This window comes from Paenibacillus sp. BK720 (assembly GCF_011761545.1).
GTDB lineage: Bacteria > Bacillota > Bacilli > Paenibacillales > Paenibacillaceae > Pristimantibacillus.
The window spans coordinates 1,466,935-1,481,584 of sequence record NZ_JAASRQ010000001.1; the positions used below are offsets into that span (position 1 = coordinate 1,466,935).

Below are 14,650 nucleotides of genomic sequence, written 5' to 3' on the forward strand. Positions count from 1 at the left end.
AGATGCCGACAGGTAAACCTAAGCCGCTCACTAGGACGGCCGAGCAAAAACGAAGGCAGAAGGAAGTCCTGGAGCGTATGCAACGCGACATGGATGGCTACGTAGACAAGTACCAGGAAATCCTGGACAAGCGGGCCGCGCAATACGCCGGCAGCATAGAAGGAACCTGGCAGCGGATCGGCCGGCAGCTTTCGCAGGCTATACAGGACCTGTACGACCAGTACGCCGACAAAGACGGCCAGCTGGACGACACACGGCTGCGGGAGCGCCAACGGCTGCAATTCCTTCGCCAGCACGTAGCAAAGGTAATATACCAGCTGCGCGGCCAGGAAGACGTCCTACGTAACAATCTGGCGTATACGTACGCAGAAAGCGCAGTATGGCATAGTTGGGCGCTGGAGCAGGCCACACAATTGTCTATCATTACGCCGGCGCTTACTTACGGTCATGTTATGGGCGTCCTGGCTAATCCATGGTTACCGGACGGCGCAACCTACAGCGAACGGCTGCGGGCTAATACGGCCTTCCTGGCCGCCAAGATGCGGGACAGCATAACCGAAGCAGTAGGCCAAGGCTGGGACGTCCAACGGGCCGCCAGGCGTATACAGGAAGTCGCGGGCGAAGGCTACCACAACAGCGTAAGGCTGGCACGCACGGAAATGAACCGTGCGGCCAGCCAGGCCAGCAGCCATACCTTCATGCAGAATGCGGACCTACTGGACGGCAAGCGCTGGCGGGCAACGCTGGACGCCAGAACGGCACCGAAGGACGCCAGGAATGACGGCCAGGTATACGAACTGGACTACGATACACCAGAACGGCCTGGCCGAGCCGGCGAACGGATACCAAACCATCCGAACTGCCGCTGCAAATACAGCCCTGTAGTATCGGGCGTAAGCGAGAAGGTCAGGGACCGGATCGCCAGGGGCGACGGGGACGCTAAAGACGAATTCGGGGAACGGATCTACACGAAGGCGAAGGACTACAGGGAATACGCAAAGGAACGCGGCCTGCCTAACTTGGACGAAAGCCTGGCGAAGGATAACCCGAAGCGCTACCTACGCCCCGGAGAGGACGACGACGCCTACAATATCCCAAGCGGTCGGATAACGAAGCCTGCAGCTGCTAAGACGGCGAAGGACGACCTGGACAACGCTTCCAGCAAAAAACCTATGCCGAAGCCGGCCGAGGATCCGCCGCCGGTTAAAAGACCTGCAGACCTGCTTCGCCAGGACCTGACGGCCGACGACTTCGACAGCCCGGTAACGGCCAGCGAATTCTTTAAAGCTATGGACATAGCTCCGGAAACTTTTGTAGAATTTACCAGAAAGCTATACAAGCGATCTATTTACAAAATGGAGCCTACAACGGGTGGAAGCTATTACATGAGAAGCAGCCATACCGTAGCTATGTCACAGCGCTACCTAGATTCATTCAAGGCTGGAGAAAGTGACCCAGGTTACAAGCAAGCTATAACGACGCTGATTCACGAAGTAGGGCATGGCCTGGATTATGGACTATCAAAACACCTGACCGGACAAGACATACCGGACGGCTACAAGTATGCCAGCGGCGTAGGTAAGTTCGCCCAGGCGGTAGCAGCTGCTAAAGCATATTTTGTGGATCAGCTTAAGAAGTCGAAAAGCACCTGGTACATAAAAGCGAAGGCGAAGTACAAGACGCAGGCCAAGCAGGACGAGGTAAAAGCGGAGTACGAAGCGGCTGTATCTTTTATGCAGTTGGTCGTACAGAAGGTCCAGCACGAATACAAAGCCGTAAGCCGAGTAGACGGTAAAGTTATCATAGATGCCCGGTATTCTGGTCTTTCCGATATATTTGACGGCATAACGGAAAAGCTGATAAGCGGCGGTATGGGCCATGCGAAGGACTACTGGAAGCGTGACGGAACGACCGAAGCGGAAGTATTTACTAACCTATACGAAATGCACGTTAGCAATAACCAGGAATCAATAGGCGTTATGCGGGAGATATTCCCGGATATATTAAACGCCTTCCTGGGGCTAATCGAGGAAGGGGCGAAAGCATGACACATGAAGAAGCCTGGAACGCATACCTGGAAAAGTTCGGAGAAGAACCGCCGTTAATGGGGATTGGCGACAGCATGGACAACATTATGGCGAACGTAGAAAAGGCCGTCAAAACAGGAAAACCGCTATGGACCTTTTACTATGACAAGAACCCGGCGGATTCTGATATAAGCATTTAAACAAATACCAAGCAAGGGCCAGAGGGGCTTCACCTTCTGGCCCTTTTTCGTGCCCTGGACTGTACCGCTGGACACATATTACACGAAAAAGTAAGCCTGCATTGCCGGCGAATACGCCCCAGCGTATCAACTCAATCACCGGCAAGCCGCTGAAAAAGGATAAACACAGCCAGGCCAGACAGTCCAGGGCACTAAAAAGGGAAGCCAGATACAGCCGGCGCCCTTGCTTATTAAGCGTTTTACCCGTATCGCATGGAAGAACGGGGCGCAGGGGGTAGCAGCCCTTTAACTGCGGGAGAGGAAGGCCCTATGGATTGGCTTAAGAAACTGCAGGAGAAATACAAAGCCGGTAAGATCACGAAAGAGCAGTACGACGCGAAGGTTAAGGACCTGCTGGACGACGGCGACCTGGACCAGGCCGAATATGACGATGCCCTTAAGTACGATCCGAAGGCGGATACCGGCGACAAGTTGATTTATAGCCAGGCAGATATGGACCATATGGCTATTAACGTAGGGCGCCGTACGCTTCGCCAGGCGCTTAAGAAGGCTGGTATCGAATTGGACGTAGAAAATAGGGGCCTAGTTGACGAGGTAGTAAAACTGGTCAAGATCGGCAAGGAATCCGACGGTAAAGGCTCTACAGCGACTGAGCAAGAAATTGCCCAGCTGCGGAAGGACGCAGGCAAAACTAAAACGCTGGAAACCCAAGTAAAGGACCTTTCCCTGCAGAACGCGGTACTGCAAACAGCTGGCCGGTATCAGCCACACAACCCAGCGCATATTGTACGGGCTATGGGCGAATATGAGGACCAGCTCGACTTCGACGACGAAACCGGTCTACCTACGGCGCGCAGCGTCCAGGCTGTAATCTCCAAGCTGGCCAAACAAGAGCCTTACTTATTCAAAACGCCGAACGGCGACGGCGGCCCGGGCAACCAGGACGACGAACACCAGCAAGGCGGCGGCTTTTCCGGTAAAACACCAGGCGGCAGCGGAGGTACAGGCGGTAACGGCGGGGGCAATAAGGCCGGCGAAGCCACTGTAGCGGAAGCCCTGGCGCGGCTGGGCATTAAGAAACAATAAAACACGATTCGAAAGGGGAAACACAAAATGCCAGTAGGTAACTATGATGGACAGATTCACCGTACCCAGGTCCTGGGCGCACGCGAGATTAAAGCAAGCACAAGCTACAGCTACCTGGTTAACGGTATCACGCTGGACGGTAGCAAGTTTGCTGCAAACGAGCTTGTATTGGAGGGTACATGCCTGGTACGCAACGTTACGACCGGCAAGTACGAGAAGTACGCAGACAACGCTGGTGCCTTCCCGACGGGCTACGATAACCCGGTTATTATTGACCAGTCGGTTAAATTCGAATCCAAGGACAGCGGCGGCAATGCGGACCGCATCGTAGGCCAGGTTCTGCTTCGCGCAGACGTCTATAAGGGAATGCTGATCGGCTATACCGAAGCATTCGGCGCTAAGCTTGCCGGCGCAATTCGCGTAATTTAATAACCGCATGAACCATAGCAGCCTTCGGGCTGCTTTTTTAATGCCCAAAAACATACGAGCATCCGAAAGGGGACCCTAATAATGGCAGGATTAGAGCAGTACAGCCCGTTTTTCACTAACCCAGTTTTCACCGACACAATTAAGGAAATCCCAGTACCAAAAAATTATATTGCGCAACGCTTCTTGCCGCGCGTTGAAACGTTCGAAACTAAATTCTATGAAAGCCAAGTTATGCGCCAGGCTGATATGGCGAATATCGTTTCCGGATTGGCTGACGTTCCACTGACTGACCGCGACCCAATGAAAGCCGTAAGCGGCGAGATCGCGGACATTTCCCAGGGCTATATCGTTACGAAGGAAGAACTGGGCGCCCTTATGGACAAGGGTAACGCGGCACGTCGTAAAATCGCGGAAACGCAGCTGCTGGGTAAAGCTGCAGCAATTAGAAACAACGTTGACGCCCGTATCGAATGGATGGGCTGGCAGGCGCTTGGCGAAGGCCAGTTGGTCTACGCTAAAAACGGTATCTACCTTACGGTAGACTTCGGCCTGGATCCAGCGCAGAAGGTTACAGCAGGCACACGCTGGAACGATACCGGCGCTACGATCATGGAAGATTATGAGATGTGGAACCAACAGTACAGCGACCGTACCGGCGAAGGCGCGGACGTATTCGTTACGTCCATCGGCGCTATCCGCGTAGTTATGAACGACCCGAACGTACGAAAGGCAGTAACCGGCCTGGCTGACAAGCTTATTACGCTGGACGAACTGAACGCCTTCCTGGTAGGCCGCCAAATGGCCCGCATGGAAGCGTTCGACGCTACGGTTACCTACCGCGACGTAGACACAGGCGGCACACGTTCTACGCAGCGCCTGCTGGCCGCAAATAAGGGCGTATTCCTCAAAGAGGGTAGCGCGATCGGCGAACAGCTGCTGGGTCCAACAATTGAAAACGAAATGAACCCAGGTATCTACGCGCGGACGATCCACCAGGACCTTCCTATGCGTGACGTTATCCAGGTTGTAGCATCTTCCTTCCCTAAGATCACCGGCGCGCAATACATCCAGCCGGCTACGATCCTGGCATAAGGACTAATAAACAAGGAGGCCGCTGCCGAGCGTAGCGGCCTTAATTCGAAAGGGGTAAACGAAAAATGCCTTACGTACTTGTAACGGCTGCAGGGGTTACGCTTAAAGGCGCCTATATCGCTGTAGACCAAATCGTAGAATTGAGTGATAAAAGCGCTAGCGCATTAATCGCGGAAGGTAAAGCAATTGAAGCGACGCCGACAGGTGTATCTGCTGACGTGCTGGACGATAAGGTACCAGGTGAGGGTAATACACCGGGTAACCAGGAAGACGACACAGCGGCCGAAATTGAGCGCCAGAAGAAGGCGCTGGCTGACCAGTATAACCTGGACGGCGGCGGAACAAAGCCTGGCCTTAAAGACGCAGCATTAGCTGCAGGCGTTGACTTCCCTTACGACGTCACGAAGGGCGATCTAATCGACCTTATCGTAGCCCAAGGTAAAGCCGTAGACCTTGTTAAGTAAGGGGGCGCCGGTATGGTATTGCTGGAAGCTGACGAGCTAGTAACGTACTTACCCGACGCCGCAAATATGGAAGAAGGTGACAAGCAGGTATTCCTGGCCAGGGCTAACGCCTACTGCCTGGCGTATATCGGAGGTCTGCCACCTATCCAGGACTGGGATCCGAAGCAGGAAAACCTTAAAGGCATTGTAGCGCAGGCCGTCGAGATCATAGCCGAAGGTGAAACGGCACAGATTGACCCGACAAACGGCAACATAACGGAAGCTGCGCCGGCCAGGCCAGGCAGACCGGCGGACCCGTTACACCGCATCGATAAGATGCTGCTACCGTACAAGGGGGCTTTCGACCGGTTACATGCTTTTAATATTACGCAGGGCTTCGCGTTCCTGTAGGCGGTCCCTATGTCTATCGAATTTAAAATGGACGGCCTGGAGCGGTACCAGCGCTGGCTGGCCAAAATGGACAGTACAGAAGTCGCTAAGACGAAGGACCGCATACTGCGGAAGTCCGGGCTGCAGGCCCTTGTCCACTTGGACGACTTAACGCCGGCACGGACTGGTAACCTTCGCAATTCCTTTCAGTTCGGCGACGCTAATAACACCTTCCAGATCGAAGTAGGTAAGACTTCTTACCTTTTCGTCGGTACGGCCGTACATTACGCGCGGTACGTTAACGACGGATTCACACAGAAGGCCGGACAGTTCGTGCCAGGCTACTGGCAAAACGGGACGTTTCATTACGTACCGGCTGCAGCTGCAAGGGCACAGGGAATAGGCGGTATGGTTCTTACCGGTAAGATCGTACCGGGGGCGCATATGTTCGAAAAGACTATGGACCGCCTGCAGGAGGACGTACCGGAAATTACTGATTTTGAATTCAGACGGCTGTACGAGCTGCTATTCCAAAGCTGAAAGGGGGCAGCGTATGCTGCAGGAAATCGACGCATTACAACGCTGGATATACGCTACGGCCAAGCTGCCCAGCTATAGGCTAGGAGCAGCGCCGCCGAAACTGCCGCGCCCCGTTATCATATGGGAAGCGCCAAGCCGGCCGGCTTCAAAGAATATTAGCCGTTGGAAGTACCGGAAGAACGTAACCCAGTTCGGGAAATTTTACGCGGCCGACCTAGGCCAGCTGCTGAACTACCAGGACACCCTGGAAAAGGACCTGGAAGAAAAAATGGGACGTTTACCGGTATACGAGCAAGAAGGACCGGGGGCGAAGATCGTAGGCCAGCTGCAGAACGTCCAGATAATTATTGACAATACGGATCAGACGCTGGACGTTCAAATACGGGTAACGTACGAAGCTACCTACAGCCGTAACCGCGATACTGCGCCGCCACCTACAGAAGTCTTTACTACCGTTGTAACACCTGACGGGAAGTTTCACATAGGAGGGCTGCCTAATGTCTGACGCAGAAGAACAAGAAGAAACACCGGCCGCACCAAGACAGAAAGTGGCAATGGCCGAAGAAATATTTTACGACCCGGCGACGCTAATCGCGGCCGCCGAATCGTTCCGCACCAGACCCGAAGTAATGGCCGGCGCTTTATACGACGTTACGGTTATCATTACACGAGACGACGCCGAAAAGCGTCTGCGGGAATTTTTATCACGGGAGGTTAATAATTAATGGCTGGTACTTATCAAGTAGGACAAAGCAAAACGCTGTCGGGCGTTTATTCCTTGATTATGGCTCTGGTATCTGGCGTTACTGGCAGCCCGCGCGGCATTGTAGCCGTACCGTTTACAGCAGACTGGGGACCGGTTAACGAGCTGCGAGTACTGGGCCGCGCGACAGAATTTGACGTACTGTTTAACACGAAGGAAGGCCAGTCTGGTATCGGCACCGATACGACAGCGCAGAAGGTTCGTACGCTGGCTTATAAGGCGTTGCCGAACCAGGTACTGGGTTACCGTATGGCGACTTCTTCCGCTTCCAAAGCTTCGGCCACACTTGCGCAGGGGTGGACGCTGGAGACGGTCTACCCAACTAAGCGGCAGTTTAAGGCGGCGGTTAAGGCAGGCGTAGCCGTAAACGCTGTAACGGTGCAGATCGTAGAAAACGGGATTATCCTGGCAGCGGTAGAAGATACCGACCCGCTGGCTCTGGCAAATAAGCTGAACGCAACCGGCCTCGTTACTGTACAGGCTATGGGCGCGGCGCTGCCGGCAACTACTGCAGGGGTTGATTTTACCGGCGGTGACAATGGCGCGAACGTGACGACTACCGAATACAGCAACTTCCTTGCGGAAATCGAAGCGGATCACACGGCAAACGGCATTGCCCTGGACGGTGTGACAGACGTCCAGGTGAATGCTATGTTCGACGCCTGGCTGCGCCGGGTTCGGGACGAAGGCCTGTATATCACAGCAGCGCGCGGTGGCCTGGCTACCTGGGACAGCGACCTTACCCTGGCGAATGCGGCAAGTAAGGCGCTGAACTACCGCGGTGTAATCAACGTCGGCAACGGCTGCGACGGTTATACGTCGGCAGAAATGGCCATTTTTACAGCAGCATACGCGGCGTCCATTCCGCTAAATATGGGAATGACGGACCAGGTAGTACCGTTTACGTATGTTAACGTAAAAACGCCGCTTAACGTCGGCGGACGTACGACGGCTAAAAACAGCGGTACGCTTCTGTTTATGGTCGAAGGCGGCCAGGTCGTAATCGACGAGGACGTTAACACGCTTACGACAGCGGTAGGCCTGGAGTCTGCAGAAATGGGCAGTATCCGGATCAATAACACGCTGGACTATATCGTAGGCAGCCTGGAAGCGTTCGGTAACGAGTACAAAAAGTCCCGCAGCAATACGCAGGAAGCGCGCCGAACTTACGCTGCGCTGGTCGAAAGTACATTCTTCGCACCGCTGGCCCGCCAGGAAGTAATCCAGCCAGGCTTCACGTACCAGGAAGATCCGGACTACCACGGTAAGAACGCGGTATTCCCTACGAAGCTTAACCAGGCATTCTTTACGTCAACCTTTACGCCTGTTGATAGTATGGAGCAGATTTACCAAAAATTCGGTGTTCAATTCTAAGAAAGGGGGCCAATAGGATATGCCAAACGTTGATACAAATAAGATCATTAACGGCACGTACGGTTTCCTGTATGACGAAGACGGTCGCGAAATGGACACTACGCAAGAATTCGAAGTTAAGGCAGACCTGGACAAAAAAGACCTTAAGCTGCCAGGCGAATTTTTTACACGTACGAAAATTATGGGCGGTAAGCTTTCGGGTAAAATTACCTTCCTGAAAATCGACAGCCGCCTGCAGAAGAAGATCGCCGACAACCCAGCCGCTAAGTTTAACTACATTGCAAAGCTGGCGGATCCGAACAGCGACGGCCAGGAGTCCGTGCTTATTCGCGGTGTTTCGTTCGATAGTATTCCGATCTTGGCGTACAAGATGGGCGAGGAAGTTTCCGTCGATGTAAATTTTACAGCTGACGACTTCACGTACCAGGATACGATCGACGGTTAAAACAGAAGCAAAGACTATATAAAACGGGCCAGCTGCTGCAGCTGGCCTTTACTATTTTCCATTCGAAGGGAAGCGAAGACATGACAACTACTAAACAAAACTTTTTGAGCCTTGACGATATTTTGGGCCGCGATATTGCGGACCTGGAGAAATTGCCGAACGGCGAATTTAACGTAGCAAAACTGGGCGGGGCAATCCCCTGGACAGCTGTAACACAGGACGAATACAAAGTAGCGAAAAAAGGCTGCTTTAACCTTAAGCAAGGCAAGAAGGGCCAGAAGCCAGAAATGGACTTCGACGACGACAAGCTTAAAGTAAGGCTGATCGTAGAAGCCGTACACAAAGACACGCGAAGCGACTTTACATTTGCAAATAAGCAGCTGCTGGAAAAGCTGGGCGTTACTACAGCGGAACAGGTAGTAAATGCCCTGGTTTCGCCTGGCGAGATCCATAACTGGGCGGTAGAGATTCAGGACGCCAGCGGGTTTTCTGATACCGCCCAAGAAGAAGCGGCTGACGACATAAAAAACTAATCAAGTCAAACGGCGAAGCGGCCCTGCTTGCATATATCTTTTTGGAGACTGGCCGCCTGCCGGGCGACATTTATAACCTGCCGTATCTGGAACGTGAATTCTGTTACCAGGCGGCAATTATTCAGATAGAGAACAACCAGCAGAAGCAGTCGTAGAAAGGGGGTAGGGCATGGCTAAAGAGTTTGTAATGGGCGCGCGTCTGGTGCTGAATGACGATTTTACGTCGAAAATGTCAACGGCGCGTAATGAAGTTGGGCAAATGGCCAGAGGTATGACCGTTATGCACGACGCTACGCGGCGATTAACCGGTGATACGCTGCCGCTGGTCGGGGGCATGACACGCGCAGCCGAAGCCGTTATGGATATGCACCACGCCAACCAGGAAATAATCGACGACACGGCCGGCATAGCACGTACAACGCGGGCCATGTCTGACATGCACCGCGCTGGCCAGGAACTAATAGGCGATACGACAGCACTCGCTGGAGGTACGTCACATACTTCAACGGAAATAGCCCATATGCACAACACGACCCAGCAGCTACTGCATACAGCCTTGTCTCTAGCGGACGGCATGGCGCGAGCTTCGCGGGAAATGACGGACATGCACAACGCTACCCTGCGACTGACCGGCGACACTAACGCACTTGCTGGAAGATTGACGGAAACCGCGCGGGATATGGCCGAAATGCATACGGCCAGTCAGCGCTTAAAAACCGACGCTACCGCGCTTTCCAGCAGCATGTCAAAGACGGAACACGAAACAACCGGACTTAAGAACGCTAACGGTAAGCTTCGTACTGAAATGGGGCGTACAGCTACAGCGGCCCAGCGTATTAGGACGTCTTTTCGCAACATAGGCGACACAGCACAGACGACCCTAGACAAAGTTTTAAGCTTGAAGGGAGCTATGGTTGCGGTAGCGGCCGGGGAAGCAGTTAAGAACGGCTTCGATTGGCTGGTAGGCGGTAATGCCGATATGGAGCAATACCAAAATACCCTTTCCGTCGTTCTAAAAAGCCAGAAGAAGGCAGCCGACACGCTGCAATGGGCGCAAACATTCGCCGCGAATACGCCTTTCGAAATTCCAGAAGTTGTAGAAGCGACAACCAAACTAAGCGCCTACGGTCTTCAGGCGCAAAAGGTCCTAGGGATCACCGGTGACATGGCCGCGGTTATGGGGAAGAGTCTGGACCAGGCGGTAGAAGCAATCGCGGACGCACAAACTGGCGAAGTTGAACGGCTTAAAGAATTCGGTATAACAAAGAAAATGATAACCGACGAAGCGGCCAGAATGGGATCCGTTGTTGTAAACAATTCAGGCCAGATCACAGACCAGAAAGCATTTAACGCGGCTATATTTTCGGTTATGCAAGAACGCTTTAAGGGCGGCATGGAAATGCAAAGTAAAACCTTTAAGGGCATGCTTTCTAACGCTAGCGACTTTATAGGCACTATGGGCCGCCAGCTTGGTAAGCCTTTGTTCGACAAGCTAAAAAAGGGCCTGGGTAGCGCCTTGGAAATGGTTAATAAGCTTAAGGCAAACGGCACGATAGACGCCTGGATAGGCAAGGTACAGCACGCCGCGGGCATTGCATGGAATGTACTATCTGCGGTTGGTGGGGTTATCGGCGACGTATTCGTAACCGGCTGGAACATTGCCAGTACCGCTATTGATACGATTACCGGAAAGCTTACAGCTTTTTACACAGAGCACGAGCCGGCTATAATGAACATCGGCCAGGCATTTATGGACGCCTTCGCACAATTGCAAAGCGCGTACGATACCTACGCCGCGCCGATCATTAACTGGCTGCAGACTGTAGGCCTGCCGGCCGTCGTAGACGGAATAGCAGCTGTAGGTGGGGTCATTGTAGAAGTGGCCAGCTGGTTTGTAGATAACTGGTCATGGATTAAACCTTTCGTTGAAGGTCTGGCCATTGCCTGGGGCGGTTACTTCTTGGCTATCAAGATCGGGCAGGGCGTTATGAAGACCATTTCTATAGCGACAAAAGCCTGGGCAGCTGCACAGCGGATCCTTAACCTGGTCATGAGCATGAACCCTATGTTTATCTGGATTACGGTCATAGGCCTGGTTATCGGGGCAATTATCCTGCTTATCACACACTGGAAACAAGTACGGACCTTCCTTTCTGGTATTTGGGATTGGATGAAACGTACAGCCGTATCCGTATTTAACGGCATAGTAGACTTTTTCAAAAAGTGGGGCCTTACCATTCTGCAAGTACTTACGGGTCCTATTGGTGTCCTGGTTATTGAGGTGATAAAACACTGGGATTCTATCAAGCAAGGCGCTGTTAATATATGGAATTCGATTAAAAATACAGCGGTATCTGTTTTTAATTCCATCGTTAGCTGGTTCAAAATGTGGGGGACCCGGATCCATGACACGATTACCGGAGCAGTCGGCAAGGTTGTTTCTTCTGTAAAGACTCATTGGGTAACGATAAAGCAAGCGGGGATCGACGCCTGGAATGCTATTGATACGGGTATGACAACGGTTTGGACTAATATCAAATCTACCGTAATCGACGGCGCTCAGTTCATTATTGACAAGCTTAACGGAATTATTGATAAAGTTAGTGCTTTGTTTAGCGTCAAAACGCCAGACTGGATGGGCGGTAAAGAATTTAAAATCAACCTGCCGCATATTCCAGACCTGAAAGACGACGGCAGCCATGCTACCGGGCTTAAGAATGTACCATTCGACGGCTATCGGGCGGAGCTCCACGAAGGCGAACGCGTACTAACAAAGTCGGAGAACCGAAGCTATGACGCGGCCCTGGGATCCCAGCAGCGGCAGCCGGCACAACAGGCGCAGCCGGTACAGATTGACAAGCTGGTAGAAAAGGTCGAAATACACGCAGCCCCTGGAGTGGACGGTAAGGCGCTGTATTCCCAGTTTATCGACGAATTCTACCGCCAGGCGCGCGACGCTGCGGGTATTTTATCTTCTGCTGGAATGGGGGGCTTACTGAATGGCTGAGATTAAAACGGCCGACCGCGCTACGCTGGCTATTGTTCTAATTGACAACGATACGAAGAAGTCTTTACTACTTCCAGTTAGACCGATAGACGACCAGCTGACATACACCGACGGGGACCAGCAGCCGCAGACATTTACGATTCTGGACGTAGGCACCGTAGATATTCCAGGAACGGAAACGGACCTGGATAGTTTCAGCTGGAATAGCTTTTTCCCTGCAGATTACGACGAGGGCATATGCGACGTAAAGGAAGCGCAGCTGCTGACCCCTGAGCAGTACCGCAACCAGTTTAGCACCTGGAAGGATAACGGGACTTCGCTGCAGCTGGTTTGGCCCTGGGCTTATCTGAATAAGACGGTGTATGTCAAATCCTTTAGCTGGCAGGTACCAACGCCCACCGGGGACATGTTCTACAGCGTGACTTTTCGCGAATACAAGAAGATCGCCCCGAAGCAGGTAAGCACCAGCGCCGGTGAGGTAAGCACCAAACAGACGGCAGCGGACCGCCAGGCGGTACCGGATCCATCGAAGCCAAAGACGTACACCGTAAAGGCCGGGGACACCCTTACGGGGATTGCGACAAAGTACAACATAACGCCATGGCGTACGGCGTTATACAATCCGAATAAAAGCGTTATAGGACCGGATCCTAGTAAGCTTAAGATAGGGCTGGTTCTTAAGCTATGACGATACGGTTAATAATCAATAACCAGGACATAGCACCGGTCCTGGCTTCCCCGCCGGTTATTACCGACCAAATGGATAGCGTATGCCGTACGCTGGAATTCACACTTAATATTGCAGATGGCTTATCTAATTACATGGGTCAATCTATCGAACTGTACCTAGGCAGCCAGCGCTGGTATTACGGCTTCCTGGAGCTACGGGGCTGGGAATCTAACGGCCAGGTCACGTACAAAGCGTACGACCCACTGTACTTCTGGAAGAAGAACCCGGACGACTATTATTTTAAGGGCCTTACAGCGGACCAAGTAATAAAGCATGTCTGCGCGAATACCGGTGTAAAGGTCGGCAGCATGCAAAGTACAGGCTACGTACTGCCAGCGAAGCTATACCAGAAGACCAGCGGCGACCAGATCGCCGGCGACGTGCTTAACATTACACGCCAGGCAAACAACCGGGCTTTTTGGGTCCGTTTTAACCCGGATACCGCGAATTTCGGCACGATGGTATTCGAACGGAAGGTACCGGCGAATATGTGGGCCTTCCAGCGGGGCGTAAACCTGACTAGCGCCAGATACGAAGAAAGTTTGGAAGAACTGTACAACGTCGTAAAGCTCATTAACCGGGAGACGAAGAAGGCAGTAGTTAAAGCCAGTAAGGATTCCGTTCTGGCGTATGGGGCACGTACTTACTTCGAAGAAGTGGACAAGGACCACGAAAAGACGATGGAGACGGACGCCGCGCAGCTTCTTAAGCAGCAGAACATAGTAAAGACTACTATAAGCCTGGTAGGGATTAACGCAGAGCTAGCTATGCCGCAGTTTTTCAGCGGCGACGTTATTTACGTTGAGGAAGATTATACCGGGGAATTCGGTCCGTACTTCATAAAGAACGTTACGCAGACCATCCTGGACAGCCAGAACGTACAGCTGGCTTTCGACGTCGAAACGGATCCAAGTACGGCGCGCGTTAAGATCACGAAACCGAAAGAACCGAAAGAACCGAAAGAACCGAAAGTAAAGACTACTAAGAAAGCCAAGGACACCAGCGCCGATACGCCGGGTAATTACAGCCCTGAAATGCAGGCGCTGATTAAACAATATGGATTATAGGGGGCGCAGTCATGGCAGACGCATGCCGTACGGACAAAACGCTTGACTTACTGACTATCTTTCGAAACCTGGGCGGCAATTCGTCTGCTGACGGCCTGCGCGTTGTCACGATACAGACAGCTGATCCTTATGAAGTAACCCTGGTTATGGCCGGCACAAATGCGGCCCTGGATCTTGACATATTCGAAGTGCCCATAGACTTCTACCCGCTGCGGGTCGGGGACCAGTTCCTGGCTTATCCGATCGTAGCGGCAAGCAGCGGACGCTGGGGACTCATTACGAAGCTGAATGGCGGCCTTGTTATGGCTACGATGAAAAGCGTCACGACCTGCCAGCCAGACGGCAGCGAAGCGACCTACAACGTAACGGCGCCGGCCTTCTTCGCTGTATCGAACGTATCCAGTAACGGAAGCCTGCAGACGGCGGCTATCGCCCCGCTGAAAGCTGGGGACCGGGTAAGTATCGGGCCGACTTGGGACGGCAAGCAGATTAAATACGTTGTACTAAACCGCTATTAGGGGGCA

General features: G+C 52.8%; 17 protein-coding genes. All 17 read left to right on the forward strand.

What is annotated here, in order from left to right; genetic code table 11:
- Positions 1-2 precede the first annotated feature (2 nt).
- A complete protein-coding gene (locus FHT67_RS06600) occupies positions 3-2,048 on the forward strand; it encodes a minor capsid protein (RefSeq protein ID WP_167196565.1) in 2,046 nt (681 codons plus the stop codon).
- Complete coding sequence (locus tag FHT67_RS06605; RefSeq protein ID WP_167196567.1) at positions 2,045-2,227, forward strand: hypothetical protein; 183 nt, start codon at positions 2,045-2,047, stop codon at positions 2,225-2,227. Before FHT67_RS06600 ends, FHT67_RS06605 begins: the two co-directional genes overlap by 4 nt.
- A gap of 309 nt (positions 2,228-2,536) precedes the next feature.
- Entirely contained in the window at positions 2,537-3,313 is a 777-nt protein-coding gene (locus FHT67_RS06610) for an SHOCT domain-containing protein (protein WP_167196570.1), read from the forward strand.
- Between the two features lie 27 nt (positions 3,314-3,340).
- The gene (locus FHT67_RS06615) at positions 3,341-3,742 is read left to right on the forward strand and encodes a hypothetical protein (protein WP_167196573.1); all 402 of its coding nucleotides are present in this window, start codon (positions 3,341-3,343) and stop codon (positions 3,740-3,742) included.
- 81 nt (positions 3,743-3,823) lie between these two features.
- The gene (locus tag FHT67_RS06620; RefSeq protein WP_167196576.1) at positions 3,824-4,834 is read left to right on the forward strand and encodes a major capsid protein; all 1,011 of its coding nucleotides are present in this window, start codon (positions 3,824-3,826) and stop codon (positions 4,832-4,834) included.
- A gap of 65 nt (positions 4,835-4,899) precedes the next feature.
- Positions 4,900-5,298 carry a hypothetical protein gene (locus FHT67_RS06625; protein WP_167196579.1) on the forward strand — a complete coding sequence of 133 codons (399 nt, stop codon included), beginning with the start codon at positions 4,900-4,902 and terminating at the stop codon, positions 5,296-5,298.
- A 12-nt stretch (positions 5,299-5,310) separates the two neighbouring features.
- Positions 5,311-5,688: a hypothetical protein gene (locus FHT67_RS06630; protein ID WP_167196583.1), complete on the forward strand. Its 378-nt coding sequence runs from the start codon at positions 5,311-5,313 to the stop codon at positions 5,686-5,688.
- A gap of 9 nt (positions 5,689-5,697) precedes the next feature.
- Positions 5,698-6,207, forward strand: coding sequence for an HK97 gp10 family phage protein (locus FHT67_RS06635; RefSeq protein ID WP_167196585.1), 510 nt, complete (start codon positions 5,698-5,700; stop codon positions 6,205-6,207).
- Positions 6,208-6,220: 13 nt separating this feature from the next.
- Complete coding sequence (locus tag FHT67_RS06640; RefSeq protein WP_167196589.1) at positions 6,221-6,712, forward strand: hypothetical protein; 492 nt, start codon at positions 6,221-6,223, stop codon at positions 6,710-6,712.
- Positions 6,705-6,932 carry a YqzN/YkzM domain-containing protein gene (locus FHT67_RS06645; RefSeq protein WP_167196592.1) on the forward strand — a complete coding sequence of 76 codons (228 nt, stop codon included), beginning with the start codon at positions 6,705-6,707 and terminating at the stop codon, positions 6,930-6,932. Before FHT67_RS06640 ends, FHT67_RS06645 begins: the two co-directional genes overlap by 8 nt.
- Positions 6,932-8,344 carry a phage tail sheath protein gene (locus FHT67_RS06650; RefSeq protein ID WP_167196595.1) on the forward strand — a complete coding sequence of 471 codons (1,413 nt, stop codon included), beginning with the start codon at positions 6,932-6,934 and terminating at the stop codon, positions 8,342-8,344. The genes FHT67_RS06645 and FHT67_RS06650 overlap by 1 nt, the downstream gene beginning before the upstream one ends.
- Before the next feature lie 19 nt (positions 8,345-8,363).
- Positions 8,364-8,789, forward strand: a complete 426-nt coding sequence (locus FHT67_RS06655; RefSeq protein WP_167196598.1) for a phage tail tube protein — start codon at positions 8,364-8,366, stop codon at positions 8,787-8,789.
- 80 nt (positions 8,790-8,869) lie between these two features.
- Positions 8,870-9,322, forward strand: coding sequence for a phage tail assembly chaperone (locus FHT67_RS06660; RefSeq protein WP_167196600.1), 453 nt, complete (start codon positions 8,870-8,872; stop codon positions 9,320-9,322).
- 169 nt (positions 9,323-9,491) lie between these two features.
- Complete coding sequence (locus tag FHT67_RS06665; RefSeq protein WP_167196602.1) at positions 9,492-12,329, forward strand: tape measure protein; 2,838 nt, start codon at positions 9,492-9,494, stop codon at positions 12,327-12,329.
- The gene (locus FHT67_RS06670) at positions 12,322-13,017 is read left to right on the forward strand and encodes a LysM peptidoglycan-binding domain-containing protein (protein ID WP_167196605.1); all 696 of its coding nucleotides are present in this window, start codon (positions 12,322-12,324) and stop codon (positions 13,015-13,017) included. Before FHT67_RS06665 ends, FHT67_RS06670 begins: the two co-directional genes overlap by 8 nt.
- Positions 13,014-14,126, forward strand: coding sequence for an XkdQ/YqbQ family protein (locus tag FHT67_RS06675; RefSeq protein ID WP_167196608.1), 1,113 nt, complete (start codon positions 13,014-13,016; stop codon positions 14,124-14,126). The genes FHT67_RS06670 and FHT67_RS06675 overlap by 4 nt, the downstream gene beginning before the upstream one ends.
- An 11-nt stretch (positions 14,127-14,137) precedes the next feature.
- Positions 14,138-14,644 carry a hypothetical protein gene (locus FHT67_RS06680; RefSeq protein WP_167196611.1) on the forward strand — a complete coding sequence of 169 codons (507 nt, stop codon included), beginning with the start codon at positions 14,138-14,140 and terminating at the stop codon, positions 14,642-14,644.
- Positions 14,645-14,650: the final 6 nt, after the last annotated feature.